Genomic DNA, 17,930 nt, shown 5'->3' on the forward strand with positions numbered 1-17,930 from the left:
TTAATTTTTTTCCACGCGTTTCTTATAGCTTTTGCTGCTATCCCCGTTTTTATTGAACGAAGTTTGTGAAAATATTCACGTTATTCTACAAAAAAATGTCGATAGACTGTCACAAAAAATTAACAATCTCTCCACAACAATATTAGTTCTTTTTGCTCCTCTTTTCAAGCCTTTTTTTCGACTGCATCAACAAAAAAATTGAACGTTATAACCGCCTACATTTATGGTAAGATAAACTTGTAGTGCCATTATTTTATGCAGGGAGGAATGTCGGTGAGAGAAGATCGGAACGTGTATGATGTAACGGTGATCGGCGGCGGGCCGACTGGGATGTTTGCTGCGTTTTACGGCGGCTTACGCCAAATGAACGTGAAGATCATCGAAAGCCTTCCTCAGTTAGGTGGGCAACTGGCCGCTTTATATCCGGAAAAATACATATACGACATCGCTGGATTCCCAAAAGTGCGCGCCCAAGAACTCGTTGATCAACTGAAAGAACAGCTAAGCAGATTTTCGCCCACCATTTGCTTGAACCAGTCAGTGGAAATGCTGGAAAAACAAGAAGACGGAACGTTCAAACTCACAACAGACAAAGAGATCCACTATTCGAAAACCGTCATTATCACCGCTGGAAACGGAGCTTTTCAGCCGCGTCGGCTCGAGATTGATAGCGCTTCCCAATATGAAGGGAAAAACTTGCATTATTTTATTAGCGACTTACAACAGTTTGCTGGGAAGCGTGTGCTCGTCTGCGGCGGGGGTGACTCGGCAGTCGACTGGTCGCTCATGCTCGAACCGATCGCTGCAAGCGTCACGATCGTTCATCGCCGCGATAAATTCCGCGCCCATGAACACAGCGTCGAGCAGCTGATGAATTCGCGCGTACAAGTGAAAACACCGTACGTGCCCGCTGAATTAATCGGCGATGAACAAGGCATCCGCCAAGTCGTCCTCGAACATGTGAAAGAAGGAGCGAAAGAAACGATCGATGTTGACGCCGTTATTGTCAACTACGGTTTTATTTCCTCGCTCGGTCCGATCAAAAACTGGGGGCTTGACATCGAAAAAAATTCGATCAAAGTCAACTCGCGGATGGAGACGAACATCCCGGGCGTATATGCAGCCGGCGACATTTGCACATATGACGGAAAAATTAAACTGATCGCCTGCGGCTTCGGCGAAGCACCGATCGCCATCAGCAGCGCCAAAACGTATATCGACCCGACGGCACGGATGCAGCCGGCACACTCGTCGTCCCTTTTTTAAGCAAAGAGCGTCCCGAATGGGACGCTTTTTCGTTCATGCACGTTCGCCTTCGTTGGCGGCCGCCTCTTGTTCGCCGTCCTTTCTAGCCACAAGAGCGGGCAACTTCTCTGTCTCCTTGTTTACGGCCTTTTCCTTCCATGCCATTTGGAACTCTCCCATAGACCGCTTTCGCCAACTGAGTGAATCGGCTTGCTTCCGACAGACGAAATCAATAATGGTGAGAAACCGGTTTGTCGCCTCGATATTGTCAACCGTTTAACATTGCTCCGGCGTGCCGGCGTTTGTGGCCGTGCGGAATGACGAGCCGCAGCCGCATGTTGCAATGGCGTTCGGGTTATTGATCGTAAACCCGCCGCCAAGGAGCGACTGTTTGTAGTCAATGACCGTGCCGCGCAAAATGGGGGCGCTGTCGCGGTCGATCAAAATTTTAATCCCGTGCTGTTCCAATTCGATGTCATCATCGTTCCGCTCGTGCGCAAACCCCATGCCGTACGACAGCCCGCTGCAGCCACCGCCATGGACGCCGACGCGCAAATAGGCGTTTTCCTCTTCCTGCTCTTTCATCATGTCTTTAATTTGAAACGCTGCCGCTTCCGTCAGCGTAATGATCGCTTCGGTCATACCGATCCCTCCTTACTTATAGTATATCGTTTTGTCTTTCGGATGCTCAACCGTTCTGCCCGCCTCGGTAATAATACACACCGGTGCACACCGTTTCGGCTGGGCCGGTCATGCGCACTTTTCCGTCGTGTCCCCAGGTGATCGTCAAATCCCCGCCAGCTAAGTGAACGACCGTTTCCACCCCACGCGCCGTTTTGCCGTTTAACACAGAAGCAACAACCGCCGCACATGCCCCGGTGCCGCACGCCTGCGTGACGCCTGAGCCGCGCTCCCAAACGCGAAAGTGAAGCTCTCGCTCACTGACTACTTCGACAAATTCGACGTTCACCCCTTCTGGAAAACGGGCATCCTTTTCGACGACTGGGCCGAGTGTAGTCACTGGTGCCTTTTCAATATCATCCACATAAAAAATGACGTGCGGGTTGCCCATCGATACAGCCGTAATTTCATACTCACGACCGTCAATCGCAAACGACTCGGCAACGACTTGCTCCGCTTCCGGTCCGGTCATTGGAATGGCGCTCCGCCGAAGGCGCGGCTCGCCCATATCGATCGTCACGCTCGTCACCTCGCCGTTTTCCACGGTCACTTCAGCCTCGACGAGCCCGGAAAGCGTTTCGATTAAAAACGAGCGGTCACGGACGATGCCATGCTCGTAGGCGTATTTCGCCACACAGCGCAAGCCGTTGCCACAGTTCTTTCCTTCCGAGCCATCGCTGTTAAAAATGCGCATTTTCACTGGCGCTTGCTCCGATGGGCAAATGAGAATGAGGCCATCGGAACCGATGCCGGTGTGGACATCGGCCACAGAGCGGGCGATCGCCGGCAGGTCTTCTTCCGGAAGCGTTTCACGGAACAGATCGACGTATATATAACTATTCCCCAACCCATGCATTTTCGTAAACGAAAACGAGTACACGGTATGCCCCTCCTCATGATTTTCACTTTCTTATGTATAACAATACCGCCCCTTGGACAAAATGGGAATATCCCCCGTTTTTTCATATACATTGAAGAGGATGCCACCTTGTGGGCATCCTCCTTTTTACGTTAAAACATCGGGTTTTCCTCAAGATGCCGATAAATATTTTCCACAAGCTGCTCTGGCGTCTCACCGCTGACAAACTCGCCGTTCACGAGCGCAAACAACGTATCGGCGCAACGCGTGCAATAGCTTAAGCAGCTGTATTCGATAATATCCAAATTCGGATCTTTTTCGAGTATTTCCATCGCTTTCTGCGATCCGCTTGCTAAGTTGCTGATGCAAAACTCGATGATTGGTAAGATCATGGGTGTGTTCACCTTCCTGATTCCCATCGTAGCGGTTTTTCGCCACGGCGTCAACGAACATGCTCGCTAGGCGGTTGGACAGAAAAATTGTTGTTCTTTTGTCACAATTTCGCTATACTTTTTTATGGCATTGGCGGCTTGAGAAACTGAACAAAAGGGGACTTTAGCCATGAAACATCTCGTACTGCTTGGCGGGGGATACGGCAATATGCGCATTTTGCAACGCCTTCTCCCGGATGGAGTGCCAAACGACATTCATATTATCCTCATTGATCGCGTTCCATACCATTGTTTAAAAACAGAATATTACGCTTTAGCCGCAGGGACCATCAGCGACCACCATATTCGCGTCCCATTTCCGGAACATTCACAACTTACATACCAGTTTGGCGAAGTCGTCTCGATCGACCTCGACAAACAGCTCGTCCATCTGAAGGATGGAAACTCCATCCGTTACGACGAACTTGTTATCGGGTTGGGCTGTGAAGATAAATACCACGGGGTGCCGGGCGCTGAGGCATACACGTACAGCATTCAGTCCATCGACAAGGCGCGCGCTGCCTATGAAGCGCTGAACAACTTACCGCCAAAAGCAACGGTCGGCATCGTCGGCGCCGGCTTAAGCGGCGTTGAGTTGGCAAGCGAACTGGCGGAAAGCCGCCCGGACTTGCACGTGAAGTTGTTTGACCGCGGGGAACGCATTTTGCCGATGTTCCCAAAACGGTTGAGCGATTACGTTGAACGATGGTTTGTCGAACACCACGTCGAAATCGTCCGCCATTCGAATGTCACGAAAGTCGAGCCGGGCGTCTTGTACAATCATGATGAGCCGGTGCCTTGCGACGTCATCGTCTGGACGGCCGGCATTCAGCCAAACCGCGTCGTCCGCGAACTGAACGTGGAAAAAGATAAACAAGGCCGCGTCGTACTGACAAAACAGCATTACATCCCTGGCTATGAAAACGTATACGTCGTCGGCGACTGTGCGAGCTTGCCGCATTCGCCAAGCGCCCAACTCGCTGAAGCACAAGCGGAGCAAATCGTTCAAGTGATGCAAAAACGGTGGAACGACGAAGAGCCGCCGAGCGAATTCCCGCCGATCAAATTAAAAGGCATTCTCGGTTCACTCGGCAAAAAGCATGGCTTTGGCCTTGTCGCTGACCGCCCGCTTACCGGCCGGGTGCCGCGCCTGTTAAAGTCAGGCGTTCTTTGGATGTATAAATACCATAACGGCTATTAAGCCATCTTACAGAGCTAGTGATGGAATGGCAAATGCGGCACAAAAACAGTGTTTCTCTACATTCAGAAAACTGGATGTTTGCCACAAACACCTTTCATGGAAATAATCATTGTTTGCTGATCTGCCAGGCGGCCGTCTAACCGGGAAGGCAGCGGGGAATCCCCCGCTGCATGGCCTTGCCGCTATGATGAACGATAGCCGTACTTCTCCATTTCAGCATAAATGGCTTTCAATCGCGGATTGCCTTCTGCCACAACCGTTCCCTCAACAACAACGACCGGGTACACCCAGTCCTCCTCGACGATCGTTTGCGCCAACGAGCGTTTCGCTTCATCGTCAGCCGGCGGATGGAAAATATCAACATACACCATGTGAAACGGCTGATCCGGGTATTTGCGGCGCAGCGCAGCCTCCAGCCATTCGTACGTCTCTTTCGACGACGGCAGCTGCACGCACGACGGGCAAATCACCTCGGCGCCATACACACAAATTTCAACCGGTTTGAACGCCATCATTGTCACCCTTTACGAAAGTAAAATTTATCATTAGATTTTTTCGGATACCATGATTATAATAAAAAGTAAGGAAAGGAGTCGATGGAAATGACGGACCAAGAAATTAAAGAACAAGTGCAAGAAGTTTTAGATAAACTCCGCCCGTTCCTGCTTCGCGACGGCGGTGACTGCGAACTTGTCGATGTGGAAGACGGCGTTGTAAAACTCCGCCTTCTCGGCGCATGCGGCAGCTGCCCAAGCTCGACGATCACATTAAAAGCAGGAATCGAGCGCGCCTTGTTTGAAGAAGTGCCAGGCGTCGTTGAGGTCGAGCAAGTGTTTTAATCTCAAAAAAATCCGAACAGCCCACCGCTGTTCGGATTTTTTTACGCCTCAAGCGCCAGTTTGTACACGCGGCTACCGTGCGGTTCGATAGCGAGCCATGTGACTTCGCAGGCAGGGAAATGCGGGCGCAGCTGCCGTTCAAGCTGTTCGCCTTTTCCCGGTTCAGCGAACACAAGCACCGTCGGTCCCGCCCCGCTTAACGCGGCGCCAATCGCCTCGTATTCCTCAGCCAGCGCATGGGCCCGCTCCAATTCCGGGACAAGTGATTTTCGGTATGGCTGGTGAAACAAATCGGCTGCCATCATGCGACCCGCTAGTTTCCAGTTTTTCGTCAACAACGCGGCGACAAGAACATTGCTGATGGCGCTCGCCTCGACCGCTTGCTGCCTCATCCATTGTTCAGGCAACTGCCCGCGCGCTTTTTTTGTTTCCAATTCATACGCCGGGATAATGGCGACAAGTTCAATAGCCAATTCCGGAACATGAACGACGTCCACACCCGCTTCGCGGTAGCAACCGATGACCAATCCGCCGTATAGCGAGGCACCGACATTGTCGGGATGGCCTTCATAACGAGTGGCTAGTTCCATTTTTTGTTCGCGCGTCAATCCTAATTCAAGCAGCGCATCAGCAAGCTCAATACCAGCGACGACCGCTGCCGCACTGCTTCCGAGCCCCCGCGTAAACGGAATATCGCTGTATACATCCACCTCACAGCTCGGCAGCTGACGGCCATGCGCTTTCGCCGTCTCATTGGCCACTTTGTATACTAAATTGTCCGTCCCGCGCGGAATGTCGCTTACTTCCGCTGTTTTTGGCGTAAACGACCACGTTCTCGCCAGGCGGACGTCAAGCGTTAAGTAACGGGAGACGGCGAGCCCAACCGAATCGAAGCCGGGCCCTAAGTTCGCCGTACTTCCCGGAACGACGATTTTTAACATCTCATCTTCTTTCATGTATGAACAACCCCTTGCAAATGCTCCAGCACGACTTGTTCATCGTTCGGCAGCACGATCGGTTCAATCGCTGCGGTATCGAGGGCGACGGCCGGGTCTTTCAAGCCGTTGCCGGTGAGAACCGCGACAACGAGGCTGCCGCGCTCGATTTCATTCCGCTCGCGCTGTTTGATCACTCCGGCGATGGCGGCGCATGACGCCGGCTCGGCAAAAATGCCTTCTGTCCGCGCGAGCCGTTTGTAAGCTGCTAAAATTTCCTCATCGCTCACTTCATCGATTTTTCCACGCGATTCGTTCGCCGCTTGGACCGCTTTCTGCCAGCTCGCCGGGTTGCCGATGCGAATTGCCGTCGCAATCGTTTCCGGCTGTTCAATCACTTGATTGCGGACAATTGCCGCTGCTCCTTCCGCTTCAAAACCGCGCATTTGCGGCAGTCCCGTTCCTTTTGCTTCATGATACTCCTTAAACCCTTTCCAATAGGCCGTAATGTTGCCCGCATTGCCAACCGGGATGGCGAGCACGTCCGGCGCGCGTCCAAGCTGGTCGCACACTTCAAACGCTGCCGTTTTTTGCCCTTCAATGCGGTACGGGTTGACCGAGTTCACCAGCGTGATCGGCGCTGTTTCACTCAGCCGACGCACCATACTGAGCGCTTCGTCAAAGTTGCCTTCAATCGCAAAAATCTCCGCTCCGTACATGGCGGCTTGTGCTAGTTTGCCGAGCGCGATTTTCCCATTCGGGATGACGACAAGGCAGCGCATCCCGGCGCGTGCGGCATACGCGGCGGCGGAAGCGGACGTATTGCCGGTCGATGCACAAATGATCGTATGGCTTCCTTCCTCTTTCGCCTTCGCCACCGCCATCACCATGCCGCGGTCTTTAAACGAACCGGTCGGGTTCGCTCCTTCCACCTTGACGTATAACGTAATGCCGAGCTCTTCCGACAGACGCGGCAGCGGGATGAGCGGCGTATTCCCTTCGCAAAGTGATAGTCTTGGCGTTGCTTCTGTCAGCGGCAAAAAGTCACCGTAGGTGTCAAGCAGCCCTTTCCATGCCATTACCGTTTCTCTCCTTCCACCCGATACGAGCTTTGCACCCGCTCGACGATTTCTAAATCGCTTAACTGCTGTAAAATGTCTTCATAGTCTTGCTGCGAGGCGTCGTGTGTCACAATCACGATTTCCGCCAAGCCGTTTTCTTTCAACGGCAATTGCAAAATTTTCTCGAAGCTCACCCCGCGCTCGGAAAACAGCGTCGTAATTTTGGCAAACGCGCCGACTTGGTCTTTGACATGAATGCGCAAGAAGTATTTCGAGAAAATTTCCGCCGGTGCTTTCAACTGTTTTTCATATTGCGGCGCGACGGCATAATGGCCGTTGACGCCAAGGCGCATGTTTTTCATTACCGCCACCAAGTCAGAGACGACTGCCGTCGCCGTCGGCAAGCTGCCAGCCCCCGGTCCGTAAAACATCGTTTCCCCGACTGCCTCTCCGTACACATAGACAGCGTTATATTCATTATGGACGGAAGCGAGTGGATGAGAATCAGGAAGAAACGTCGGTTGGACGCTCACTTCCACCTTGTTGCCATTACGCTGGGCGATGCCGATGAGCTTCATCGTATAACCGAGCCGCTTCCCATAATTTAAATCTTCTTCCGTTACATGAGTAATGCCCTTAACTTGCACATCGTCCAAGTCGATGTCCATCGAAAAGCCAAGGCGGGCTAAAATCGCCATTTTCCGTGCCGCATCAAGCCCTTCGACGTCCGATGTCGGGTCGGCTTCGGCGAACCCGAGCGCCTGCGCTTCCGCCAGCACTTCCTGATAGGAAGCACCGTTTTGCGACATTTTCGTTAAAATGTAGTTGGTCGTTCCGTTGACAATTCCCATCATCTTCGTGATTCGGTCCGACGCCAACCCGTCGACCAAGCTGCGCAAAATCGGAATGCCGCCGGCGACGCTCGCTTCGTAAAACAAATCGCAATGGTGTTCAGCTGCCACCCGAAGCAATTCCGAACCGTAAACAGCCATTAAATCTTTGTTCGCCGTCACCACATGTTTTCCTTGGCGCAGCGCCCGCAACAACAGTTCCTTTGTCTCCTCAATGCCGCCCATCACTTCAATAATGACATCAATATCCGGATCATCAATTACATCCGCAGCGCTCGTCGTCAACAACGCCGAATCGACGGCAACCTCGCGCGGTTTCTGCACGTCACGAACGAGGATTTTTTTCACCTTCACCGGACAACCGACTTGGTGAATCAATTTTTCTTGGTGGTTTTCAATAATTTTGACTACACCGCTTCCGACCGTTCCTAATCCTAATAATCCAACAAAAATTGGCTTTTCCATCCTTACCGCCCCTTCTGTTTACGTACAGTAGACATCTGTATTTTTATAGTAGACATTATAAAAGACGATCTGCCATTTGGCAATGAAAATTTTTACGATGGCTGATTCACCGGCGTCAATGGCGACCGTCCTTCAAGAACGGCAATGATGTTGTCGCGCGCCAGCGTCATCATAGCGCGTCGCGTTTCGTACGTCGCGCTGCCAATATGCGGCAAAGCGACGACGTTTGGAAGCGAAACGAGCGGATGATCGGCCGCAACCGGTTCTTTTTCAAATACGTCCAATCCGGCCGCGGCGATCTCCCCACGAACGAGCGCCTCATACAGCGCTTGTTCATCGACGACCGCGCCGCGCGCCGCGTTAATGAAAATGGCCGACGGTTTCATTTGCCGAAACGCCTCGCGGTTAAACAAATGACGCGTCTCCGGGGTGAGCGGCGTCAAGCAGACGACAAAATCACTTTCCGTCAACAAATCGAAAAACGGGCGGTAGACCGCGCCAAGCTTCTCTTCCGCCTCCGGACGGCGGGAACGATTGTGATAAAGCACGTTCATATCAAACCCTTTCGCCCGCTTGGCCACCGCTTGTCCGATGTTCCCCATGCCGACAATGCCGATCGTTTTATGATGAACATCGGCGCCAGCAAGCAAAAACGGACTCCAGCTTTTCCATTTTCCTTCTTTCAAAAAATCAGCTGCTTCTACAAGCCGCCGGGCGGTCGCCAATAACAGCGCAAACGTCAAATCTGCTGTGGTATCGGTTAACACATCGGGTGTATTGCAAACGACAATGCCGCGCTGGGTGGCCGCTGGCACGTCAATATTGTCATAGCCGACCCCCATATTGGCGACCACTTTGAGCGCCGAGCCAGCAGACAACACACCTTCGTCGATCGGATCGGACACCATCGGCAAGATGGCCGTCGCCCGTTTCGTTTTTTCCACGAGCACGTCGCGCGGCACAGCCACGTCTTCATGCGGCCACATCTCTACTTCTGCGATGGCCAAAAGCGGTGCAACAACGTCTTCTGGCAGTTTTCGCGTAATAAAGACGTACGGTTTTGTCATCAAGCAGCCCCCCATATGATTTTTTCTAAATCTTATCACAACTTCTACCAAAAAAAAATGAGAAGTTGTCCCGGCTGCGACCGGCAGGAAAGCATCGCGGTTCGCTTTGGCTCAAAAAAAAAACGGGAATGTCTTCCCGTTTCTACGCCGACGGCAGCCACTCGATCACCGGCAAGCGCACGCGTTCTGAGATGCCGGCGATCTCAGCGAACGAAGCCAAAAACCGTTCATACTCATGCGACCCATCAAGCAAACGATGCAGCTCGCCTTCATAGCGCACCTGCTCATTCCTATCCACAGCGGTATAATACGATTCCACGCACTCAAAATACGGAAGCGGAAACAACAGACGGGCGTAAATCAATCGCCAAGCAAACGGCGACAGCGGTGATAAATGTCCGTAATCTTGGAAAAACTGGCGCACCGCCCGTTGGCATCCAAGCCCGCGCTGATGGTACAAATGGCGAACCCATTCGGCTAAATCGCGGGCGCAATGGTCGTACACCCAATCAATCGGCAGCTTCGCCTCTGCCCCTTCGACCCAACCGGCTTGCGGCAGCCGCTCATGACAAAACGCCGCATAATCGATGCGGAGCGGTTCCTCATCGAGCTCCGTATCTGCCACGTATTGTATGGCGTTTTCCGCCAAGCCTAAATAATACGGGAACGATTCGATAAATAGCCGGTCAAAGGGCGACGCCGGCCCCGTTGCCAGCATGTTCGCCCAAAACGCCTCCATTTGGTCGATCCGCTTCGCCCATAGTTCCCGCCATTGGCCGATGCGCCGGCAAGCGGTGATCGGCAGCGGACAAGAGCGCCCGTATTCATGGATCACCGCCAACTCGCGGCCGAGCGAACGAAAGCGAGCGGTCGGAAGCGGCGCCCGAACAAGTGCCATCGGCTTTCCATCCCAAGTGGCGATATACGTTCCGGACGTCGTTTTGACTAGCTCCCCTACGCTGCCCACTCCTTTCGTCCGCAAATAACGGCTCATTTGTTGGCGCTCTTCCATCTCTGCTTCGCTCCGCCCGTCAGCTGGAACGATCAGAAAGCGCTCCCGTTTATGCCAAACCGCTGTATGTGTCCCTCTTCGTTCTAGCCGCTCGACGCGCATCCCGTACTGTTCATACACCCATTTTTCCATCGCCGCACCTCCGTCACGATGGGGTTCATGATCGTCTTTGGGCCAAACGCCATCGCTCGTCAACCGTTCCAACCATCCTCACGCTTTCTCACCACATCTTTTTGTCACACGCCGGCCAAGCAGAGAACTCCGATGATGGTGCGACAAACCGTCTCCCCTTCCTTTTTTGGCGAAAGGGGCTATTGTTTATATATGCAGGCCGATGAGCATTTTTCTTTATATGATGGACTGTTTTATGACATGATACATATATATAAGAAACGACTTTTAAAAAGAAATAGGTGACTTACATGAGTGAATTCATTATGAACAATTTAGAACAAATCGCCCGCCGCTGGTTGGAGGAGCGGGGGGTAACCGTGGAAAAAATAGCGGAACTTGTTTATTATTTGCAATCGAAATACCATCCGGATTTAACGATGGACGAATGCGTCGAAAACGTCAATCGCGTCATCTCGAAACGTGAAGTGCAAAACGCCATTTTAACCGGCATTCAGCTTGATAAGCTCGCTGAGAACGGCCAGCTGGATGAACCGCTGCAATCGATCATCCGCCGCGATGAAGGGCTGTATGGCGTCGATGAAATTTTGGCCCTTTCCATCGTGAACGTCTACGGCTCCATCGGGTTTACGAACTACGGATATATCGACAAACAAAAGCCCGGCATTTTGCAATACTTAAATGACAAATCGAACGGTCAATGCCATACGTTTTTGGATGACATCGTCGGCGCGATCGCCGCGGCAGCGTCAAGCCGTTTAGCGCACCGGGCCGCCAATGCTGAATAAAAAAGCACCGCTCCCCTGTCTTTAGGAGGGCGGCGCTTTTTTTACAACCGTTCAAGCCACTCACAAAGCGAATCGGCCGTATATGTCGGCTGTTGTTCATAACGGGCGAGCATCTCCTTCGTTGTGACGCCTGTATGGACCAAAAGCGTATCGATGCCCGCATTCATGCCGGCTAAAATATCCGTTTCGTAATAGTCGCCGATCATCAGAACCTCTTCTTTCGGAACACCAAGCACTTTGAGCGCCTGTTCCATGATGATTTTTTCCGGCTTGCCAATAAACGTCGGCTTCACTTGCGTCGAAACGGTGACGACTGACGTAATGGCTCCATTGCCTGGCAATAGCCCGCGCTCCGTCGGCAAGGCGATGTCACCGTTTGTCGAAATGAACATCGCGCCGTTGCGGACAGCAAGGCAAGCGACGGCAAGCTTTTCGTATGTAATTTGCCGATCGATGCCGATCACGACGACAGTCGCGTCCTCACCAGCAAAACGAAACCCTTTTTCCGCCAAAGCCGTACGGATGCCTTCCTCGCCGATCACGTAAACAGACGCGTCCGGGTTTCGCTCAAAAATGTAGTTCGCTGTCGCCTGGCTGGTCGTAAAAACGTGCTTCTCTTCCGCCGGCACGCCGAATGTGCGCAACTTTTCCGCCACTTGCGCCGGCGTGCGCGACGAGTTGTTGGTCACAAACAAATACGGAATGCCGCGGCGGTGGAGTTCATTGACAAACTCGCGCGCTTCGGCAATGCATTCCGTGCCGCGGTACATCGTCCCGTCTAAATCGATCAAATAGCCGCTATATCGTTTCAATGTATTCGCTCCCCTTCTTCTGCCATGATGTCAATCGTTCGTTCTCTGCTTCTCGATGAGCTTCAACGGTTCGAAAAACCATTTTCCACCATCCTTGAAACCGTTCCTTGGCCGAATGTCAGCCAACGACGAATCCGGCGCTGAAACGCGCCCCCAAGGTGGATCGTATTGAGTCTTCATCCCATTGTGTGACGATGCGATCGATCAATTACGAAACGCCGACACGGGACCGAGCTCATTTTCGAGATAATCGCGCACCGCCTTCGGATACGCTTCAAGCGCCGACAAGTGTGCATCGATGCTGGCGCGCAGTTTCGCATGATCAACGTTTGTATATTCATGAACGAGCATTTTCCGCTCAGCAATGAACGCTTTCAACTGTTCGGCGTCCGCTGGCGCAATCACTTGCTCGTCGGCTAAAATGTCGATAATGTCATTATAGCTGCCGGGGTCGCGCATAATAAAGCCGTCAATCATCGCATTGCCAACATCCAAAATCGCTTCAATGATGACATGGGCGATCCGTTCAAGCGCCAATCGTTCAAACGGCTCATCCCAACTATCCCGCATTTTGTAATAAGCCAACATTTGCTCCATGCAACCAAGTCGTTCTTCCATTTTTTTTCGATCGACAAAATACATGGGTGATCCCTCCTTTTTTTCTTACGCACATCCCCTCCCCTTTTCGCCGTCCGTCTGTTATGATGGATAGAGACGAAACCATAGGGGGGCTCAAAATATGGGCGAACGGTTCTACTTGTACGACGACACCGTCAATGCGGCGGTTCGTTTTGTCAGCTTTGTCGGCGAACGGCAGCGGTTCGATTTGGCCTTGATGGAAACCGATCGTTTTTATGGCAAATATGTCGTGCTCGATTTGCAAAGCAACCGCTTTGCTATTCTCGGCCGCGACGATTTAGAGGAGCCTGGTTATTTAGAACACGCCTACCAGCTGGACGAACAGGACGCCAACGACTTGCGCGCCTTTTTGGCCGAATGTCTTTCATAACCTTCCTCTGTTTTGGGCATCTTATGAAACAACCCGGCACCAAGGAAGGTGAGACGAATGGCGGAACGGGAAACCTATGCCGATTTTTCCGTCGTCGAAAAACAGCGCAATTTTTTAACAGCTGAAGAATTCCCGGAAGGGCCGTATGGCTCACCGCGTCGCGACGACGCTCCAGTCGAGAATAAAAGCACGCCTTGGAAAGAAGGGCAACGGTATTACAGCGCCTTTAACTATGAGTTTAAGTCGTTCCACCAAAACATTCCAAGGCGCGACCCGGCGGCCCACCCGCCGCACGACGATCCGCGCAAAAGCGAACAATTTCCGTACAACGAAGGCGAATGAGCAGGCAGCCGCTCCAAGTGGGCGGCTGCTTTGTATGTTTGCTGACCGTCAGCCGCCGCTCCGGCCTCAGCCTGCACTCCGTTCGGAACCATCTTTGTTGCCCAGCACCGTTGCGCTGCAATCCGGCCACACCATTACCGCTTCACTTTGCGCAACACAAAATAGGCGCAGCCGAAATTGCAATATTCATACAAATACTCCGACAGTGTGCTAATTTTTGTATCGTATGTCGCCTTTTGGTTATGGTCATCGAAAAAGCCGCGCAAGCGAAGCTGATTGTATCCCCAGTCGCCGACAATGTAGTCATACTTTCCTAAAATATCCGCATAACGGGCGCGAAACGCTTCCTCGTTAAAGCCATTTTTTACGTTTTCAACCAGTTCGTAACAATGGTTGTTAATGCAAATCACCGCTCTCACCTTGCCTTTCCACTTTCATCATAAACGATGCACCGCACCCAATCAATGACGGTTATGAAACAGAAGACCGTGTGCCACTCTAAAAGCGAAGGGGGTGCTGACGATGAAACGATCATGGTTGGCCGTTGCATTCGGAACGGCTGTCGCCCTAGCCGGCTGCGCACAGACGGCTCAGGACGAAAATACCAACGTCTACAAGCGGAGCGGCAATACGATCAATGTCACCGACCGCAACGAATTGTATAATGAAAAAGGAGTACCAAATGGCGATGACACGCCGCTAAACAACTTTGGCTACGTCCGTCATCAAAAAAGCCCGACCCTCGGTGATGTGAACGGCTATAATAACATGCCGTCATTCAACCGCGAGCAAGCGGCCGATATCATTAGCAAGTTGTGCACGCAGCTGCCGAACATCAAGGACGTCGCTACGCTAGTCACGGATGAGGAAGTGCTTGTCGTCTATGACGCTGATACAAACAACCGGGAACAAACAGCCGATCAAGTGAAAAAGACGGCGCTTTCTGTCGTTCCCCGTTACTACCATGTGTATGTCGCCGACAATCCTCAGCTGATGAAGGATATTGAGCGTTTTGGACGCCTTGATTCAAATGCGCGCAACATCGATCAACTTCTTGACGCGACCATCCAGCAAATGTTGAAATATCCGCAAGGGAAAAAACTGAACGACGGGGAAAATGAAAACGGCGAAATGATCAATGAAACAAACGACGAGCTCGATCGCGACTTCCGCGACGGCACACCGCGGCCGACGCCGAAAGGACGCTAGGGCAAAGAAAACGGTCTGCCTTCTTGACGAAGAGGCACGACCGTTTTTCATTTGCGTAGCTGCTATTATGCCTTCAGTTGCCGCGCCTTTGCTGCTTCGTTCACCTGCTCGTCAGCATGGTACGATGAACGAACGAGCGGGCCGGCCTCGCAATGGCTGAATCCTTTGCTTAACGCGATTTCTTTTAGCTCTTGGAATTCATCAGGATGGTAATATTTGACGACTTTCAAATGTTTTTTCGTCGGCTGCAAATATTGACCGATCGTCAAAATATCGACATGGTTGGCGCGCAAATCGTCCATCGCCTCAATAATTTCCTCTTTCGTTTCCCCAAGACCGATCATGATGCTTGATTTCGTCGGAATATCCGGCTGCAGTTCTTTCGCGCGCCGCAAAAATTCAAGCGAACGCTCGTACGTCGCGCGGGCGCGCACCCGCGGCGTCAGGCGGCGCACCGTTTCGATGTTATGGTTTAAAATATCAGGACGGGCGTCCATTAACGTTTTTAAGTTTTCGTACACCCCACCCATATCAGACGGCAACACTTCAATCGTCGTAAACGGGTTTTTCCGGCGGATGGCACGCACCGTTTCCGCAAATACCGCCGCTCCCCCATCTTTCAAATCATCGCGAGCCACAGCGGTGACAACGACATGTTTTAAGTTCATGATGCGCACGGATTCGGCGACGCGTTCCGGTTCTTGCCAGTCCAGCTCGGTCGGCAGCCCCGTTTTAACGGCGCAAAAGCGGCAGGCGCGCGTACAGACGCTGCCTAAAATCATAAACGTCGCGGTCCGCCGTACTGCCCAACATTCATGAATGTTCGGGCATTTCGCTTCCTCGCATACAGTATGTAAACGGTTTTCCCGCATCAACTTCTTCAATCCGGTATAATGTTCGTTCGTATTCAGCTTGATTTTTAACCAATCTGGCTTGCGGACATGTTCTTCCTTCGTCGCCATTGTTCTCACTCCAGTTATGCATGATTGTTCAGTTCTCATTATAATGAAAAGCGCGGGAAAACACAAAAAATAAGACGTTTTTCCCTTTTCTACTTTTTAACATTTATGAATTTCCCTTTTCTCCCCCAAACTAAACATATGAAACGGGCGAAAAGGGGGGATCCACGTGCACCGATGGCTTGTCGCCATATGGGTGGCGACGATTGTTTTCATTGCCGCCGGTGCGGCTTCCGCGGCCGAAAATGAGGACGCCGTATACGAACGGCGCATGGAGTTGTATAAAAAGGCGGAAGCCGTTTCGCTCATTCCGTGGTATTACTTTGCGGCCATCGACCAATATGAACGGAACATCCGTCAAGTGCGCCGCGACTTGCCAAAGCCAACCGGTGTCCTCGGCATTTATATCAAACCGGAACTATGGGCCGGTCCACTCAATAAAAATCCGCTCGATACAAACCCATTCACGATTTCCCAGTTCGGTGGGTTAGGAGTCGACGGGAACGGCGATGGTGTGGCGCGGGCGGATGACGACGAGGATGTGATCATGGCGATAGCCCGTTATTTGCAGACGTACGGCATCGACCATCGCCATATAAAAATCGCGCTTTGGAATTATTACCAACGCGCGAAAGCTGTTGATTTGATTTTAGGGAAGGCAAGAATTTACAAAAAGTATCAAACACTGAAATTGGACGACCATGTGTTTCCATTGCCGTTGCGGGCGAATTACAGCTATCGCGATACATGGGGCGATGCACGCGGCTGGGGAGGGCGTCGCATCCACGAAGGAACCGACATTTTCGCCGGCTACGGCGTGCCGGTGCGTTCGACATGCTACGGCATTGTGGAGCTGAAAGGATGGAACAAATACGGCGGTTGGCGCGTCGGCATCCGCGACATTAACAACACGTACCATTATTTCGCCCATTTAAACGGCTTCGCCGCCGGGCTTCACGAAGGGCAAATCGTGGAACCGGGAACCATCATCGGCTCGGTCGGCAGCTCCGGCTACGGCCCGCCGGGCACGGCTGGAAAATTTCCGCCCCACCTCCACTACGGCATGTATAAAGACAACGGCTACACGGAGTGGTCGTTTGACCCGTATCCGCATTTAAAAGCATGGGAGCGGGCGGAGCGTCAGCGGCAAAAACGCCGCTGACATCCCCCGCCATGCACAGGGAACCTTCCTTCCACTGCCATAAAAAAAGATGTCCGCATAGCGGCCGGTCGCATTCGCCCCCACACGGCCTTCGACCGCCATATAAGAAAGGGTGTCTCGTTGCTTTTGAGACACCCTCTTTCGTCTGATCGCCCTTTGCCATCAATGTCCGCCTAAATACGCTTGTTTTACTTGTTCGCTCGCCTGCAGCTCGCTCGCCGTTCCCGATAGGACAACGCGGCCCGATTCGATGACATAGGCGCGATCCGCAATGGAGAGCGCCATATGGGCGTTTTGCTCGACAAGCAAAATCGTCGTTCCAGATTGATTAATTTCTTCGATAATGCGGAAAATCGTTTTAACGAGCAACGGCGCAAGCCCCATGGACGGCTCATCTAAAAGCAGCAGCTTCGGACGTGCCATGAGCGCGCGGCCGATTGCAAGCATTTGCTGCTCGCCGCCCGAGAGCGTTCCAGCCAGCTGCTTGCGCCGTTCTTCGAGGCGCGGGAACAGCTCAAACACTTTGGCAAAATCTTGTTGAATGCCTTCTTTATCTTTGCGCAAAAATGCGCCAAGCTCCAAGTTTTCTTCCACTGTCATGTTCGCGAACACGCGCCGCCCTTCCGGCACATGGGAAATGCCTTGCTTGACGATCGTCTGCGCCGCTTTGCCGGCAATGGATGCTCCCTCATAGACAATATCGCCGTGCTTTGGCTTCAATAAGCCGGAAATCGTTTTTAGGAGCGTTGTTTTCCCGGCGCCGTTTGCACCAATCAAGGTGACGATTTCCCCGCTGTTTACTTCCAGTGATACGCCTTTTAACGCATGAATATTGCCGTAAAACACATCAATTTGCTCAACTTTCAGCAT

The 17,930-nt window shown here is 52.2% G+C and carries 22 protein-coding genes; 8 read left to right on the forward strand and 14 right to left on the reverse strand.

Annotated features, from left to right (window positions below; all coding sequences use genetic code 11):
- Positions 1 to 273 precede the first annotated feature (273 nt).
- Positions 274 to 1,266 carry an NAD(P)/FAD-dependent oxidoreductase gene (locus NSQ22_RS15755; RefSeq protein ID WP_008881824.1) on the forward strand — a complete coding sequence of 331 codons (993 nt, stop codon included), beginning with the start codon at positions 274 to 276 and terminating at the stop codon, positions 1,264 to 1,266.
- Positions 1,267 to 1,521: 255 nt separating this feature from the next.
- On the opposite strand, the gene erpA is transcribed toward NSQ22_RS15755, so the two are convergent.
- The 3 genes from erpA to NSQ22_RS15770 all read right to left on the reverse strand — a co-directional run bounded on the left by erpA (position 1,522) and on the right by NSQ22_RS15770 (position 3,177).
- Positions 1,522 to 1,887 (reverse strand): iron-sulfur cluster insertion protein ErpA, encoded by a 366-nt coding sequence (gene erpA, locus NSQ22_RS15760; RefSeq protein WP_008881826.1) that lies wholly within the window; start codon positions 1,885 to 1,887, stop codon positions 1,522 to 1,524.
- Between the two features lie 46 nt (positions 1,888 to 1,933).
- Complete coding sequence (dapF, locus tag NSQ22_RS15765; RefSeq protein ID WP_078172654.1) at positions 1,934 to 2,806, reverse strand: diaminopimelate epimerase; 873 nt, start codon at positions 2,804 to 2,806, stop codon at positions 1,934 to 1,936.
- 131 nt (positions 2,807 to 2,937) lie between these two features.
- Complete coding sequence (locus NSQ22_RS15770) at positions 2,938 to 3,177, reverse strand: YuzB family protein (protein WP_008881828.1); 240 nt, start codon at positions 3,175 to 3,177, stop codon at positions 2,938 to 2,940.
- A 169-nt stretch (positions 3,178 to 3,346) separates the two neighbouring features.
- Here NSQ22_RS15770 and NSQ22_RS15775 point away from each other — a divergent pair, with 169 nt between their 5' ends.
- Positions 3,347 to 4,417 (forward strand): NAD(P)/FAD-dependent oxidoreductase, encoded by a 1,071-nt coding sequence (locus NSQ22_RS15775; RefSeq protein WP_029761688.1) that lies wholly within the window; start codon positions 3,347 to 3,349, stop codon positions 4,415 to 4,417.
- 182 nt (positions 4,418 to 4,599) lie between these two features.
- On the opposite strand, the gene NSQ22_RS15780 is transcribed toward NSQ22_RS15775, so the two are convergent.
- Entirely contained in the window at positions 4,600 to 4,929 is a 330-nt protein-coding gene (locus NSQ22_RS15780) for a YuzD family protein (RefSeq protein WP_008881830.1), read from the reverse strand.
- 84 nt (positions 4,930 to 5,013) lie between these two features.
- Between NSQ22_RS15780 and NSQ22_RS15785 the strand changes: the two genes are divergently transcribed.
- The gene (locus NSQ22_RS15785) at positions 5,014 to 5,256 is read left to right on the forward strand and encodes a NifU family protein (RefSeq protein WP_011232431.1); all 243 of its coding nucleotides are present in this window, start codon (positions 5,014 to 5,016) and stop codon (positions 5,254 to 5,256) included.
- Positions 5,257 to 5,297: 41 nt separating this feature from the next.
- On the opposite strand, the gene thrB is transcribed toward NSQ22_RS15785, so the two are convergent.
- The 5 genes from thrB to yutH form a co-directional block, all read right to left on the reverse strand.
- A complete protein-coding gene (gene thrB / locus NSQ22_RS15790) occupies positions 5,298 to 6,212 on the reverse strand; it encodes a homoserine kinase (protein ID WP_087960212.1) in 915 nt (304 codons plus the stop codon).
- A complete protein-coding gene (thrC, locus tag NSQ22_RS15795) occupies positions 6,209 to 7,270 on the reverse strand; it encodes a threonine synthase (protein ID WP_087960213.1) in 1,062 nt (353 codons plus the stop codon). Before thrC ends, thrB begins: the two co-directional genes overlap by 4 nt.
- Positions 7,270 to 8,568, reverse strand: a complete 1,299-nt coding sequence (locus tag NSQ22_RS15800; protein ID WP_008880200.1) for a homoserine dehydrogenase — start codon at positions 8,566 to 8,568, stop codon at positions 7,270 to 7,272. The genes thrC and NSQ22_RS15800 overlap by 1 nt, the downstream gene beginning before the upstream one ends.
- A 92-nt stretch (positions 8,569 to 8,660) precedes the next feature.
- Positions 8,661 to 9,635 (reverse strand): D-glycerate dehydrogenase, encoded by a 975-nt coding sequence (locus NSQ22_RS15805; protein ID WP_087960214.1) that lies wholly within the window; start codon positions 9,633 to 9,635, stop codon positions 8,661 to 8,663.
- A 142-nt stretch (positions 9,636 to 9,777) separates the two neighbouring features.
- Entirely contained in the window at positions 9,778 to 10,779 is a 1,002-nt protein-coding gene (gene yutH, locus NSQ22_RS15810) for a spore coat putative kinase YutH (RefSeq protein WP_171355399.1), read from the reverse strand.
- A 290-nt stretch (positions 10,780 to 11,069) separates the two neighbouring features.
- Here yutH and NSQ22_RS15815 point away from each other — a divergent pair, with 290 nt between their 5' ends.
- Positions 11,070 to 11,567, forward strand: coding sequence for a phosphatidylglycerophosphatase A (locus tag NSQ22_RS15815; protein WP_008880203.1), 498 nt, complete (start codon positions 11,070 to 11,072; stop codon positions 11,565 to 11,567).
- A 41-nt stretch (positions 11,568 to 11,608) separates the two neighbouring features.
- Here the strand turns inward: NSQ22_RS15815 and NSQ22_RS15820 are convergent, their stop codons facing one another.
- A complete protein-coding gene (locus tag NSQ22_RS15820; RefSeq protein WP_008880204.1) occupies positions 11,609 to 12,379 on the reverse strand; it encodes a TIGR01457 family HAD-type hydrolase in 771 nt (256 codons plus the stop codon).
- A 204-nt stretch (positions 12,380 to 12,583) separates the two neighbouring features.
- On the reverse strand, positions 12,584 to 13,021 hold the full coding sequence (locus tag NSQ22_RS15825) for a DUF86 domain-containing protein (RefSeq protein ID WP_011888125.1): 438 nt from the start codon (positions 13,019 to 13,021) through the stop codon (positions 12,584 to 12,586).
- Between the two features lie 97 nt (positions 13,022 to 13,118).
- On the opposite strand from NSQ22_RS15825, the gene NSQ22_RS15830 reads away from it, so the two are divergent.
- Both NSQ22_RS15830 and NSQ22_RS15835 read left to right on the forward strand, forming a co-directional pair.
- Positions 13,119 to 13,388 (forward strand): DUF3055 domain-containing protein, encoded by a 270-nt coding sequence (locus NSQ22_RS15830; protein WP_008880206.1) that lies wholly within the window; start codon positions 13,119 to 13,121, stop codon positions 13,386 to 13,388.
- Positions 13,389 to 13,445: 57 nt separating this feature from the next.
- The gene (locus NSQ22_RS15835) at positions 13,446 to 13,730 is read left to right on the forward strand and encodes a hypothetical protein (RefSeq protein ID WP_008880207.1); all 285 of its coding nucleotides are present in this window, start codon (positions 13,446 to 13,448) and stop codon (positions 13,728 to 13,730) included.
- 134 nt (positions 13,731 to 13,864) lie between these two features.
- Here the strand turns inward: NSQ22_RS15835 and NSQ22_RS15840 are convergent, their stop codons facing one another.
- Positions 13,865 to 14,140: a YutD family protein gene (locus NSQ22_RS15840; protein WP_029761691.1), complete on the reverse strand. Its 276-nt coding sequence runs from the start codon at positions 14,138 to 14,140 to the stop codon at positions 13,865 to 13,867.
- 112 nt (positions 14,141 to 14,252) lie between these two features.
- Between NSQ22_RS15840 and NSQ22_RS15845 the strand changes: the two genes are divergently transcribed.
- Positions 14,253 to 14,939 (forward strand): YhcN/YlaJ family sporulation lipoprotein, encoded by a 687-nt coding sequence (locus NSQ22_RS15845; protein WP_008880209.1) that lies wholly within the window; start codon positions 14,253 to 14,255, stop codon positions 14,937 to 14,939.
- 65 nt (positions 14,940 to 15,004) lie between these two features.
- On the opposite strand, the gene lipA is transcribed toward NSQ22_RS15845, so the two are convergent.
- Positions 15,005 to 15,901 (reverse strand): lipoyl synthase, encoded by an 897-nt coding sequence (lipA, locus tag NSQ22_RS15850; RefSeq protein ID WP_008880210.1) that lies wholly within the window; start codon positions 15,899 to 15,901, stop codon positions 15,005 to 15,007.
- Positions 15,902 to 16,067: 166 nt separating this feature from the next.
- On the opposite strand from lipA, the gene NSQ22_RS15855 reads away from it, so the two are divergent.
- A complete protein-coding gene (locus NSQ22_RS15855) occupies positions 16,068 to 17,060 on the forward strand; it encodes a M23 family metallopeptidase (protein ID WP_008880211.1) in 993 nt (330 codons plus the stop codon).
- A 162-nt stretch (positions 17,061 to 17,222) separates the two neighbouring features.
- Here the strand turns inward: NSQ22_RS15855 and NSQ22_RS15860 are convergent, their stop codons facing one another.
- Positions 17,223 to 17,930 carry an ABC transporter ATP-binding protein gene (locus NSQ22_RS15860; protein WP_011888126.1) on the reverse strand — a complete coding sequence of 236 codons (708 nt, stop codon included), beginning with the start codon at positions 17,928 to 17,930 and terminating at the stop codon, positions 17,223 to 17,225.

Origin of the sequence: Geobacillus sp. FSL K6-3411, from assembly GCF_037965715.1 — a bacterium.
GTDB classification, from domain to species: Bacteria; Bacillota; Bacilli; order Bacillales; family Anoxybacillaceae; genus Geobacillus; species Geobacillus thermodenitrificans.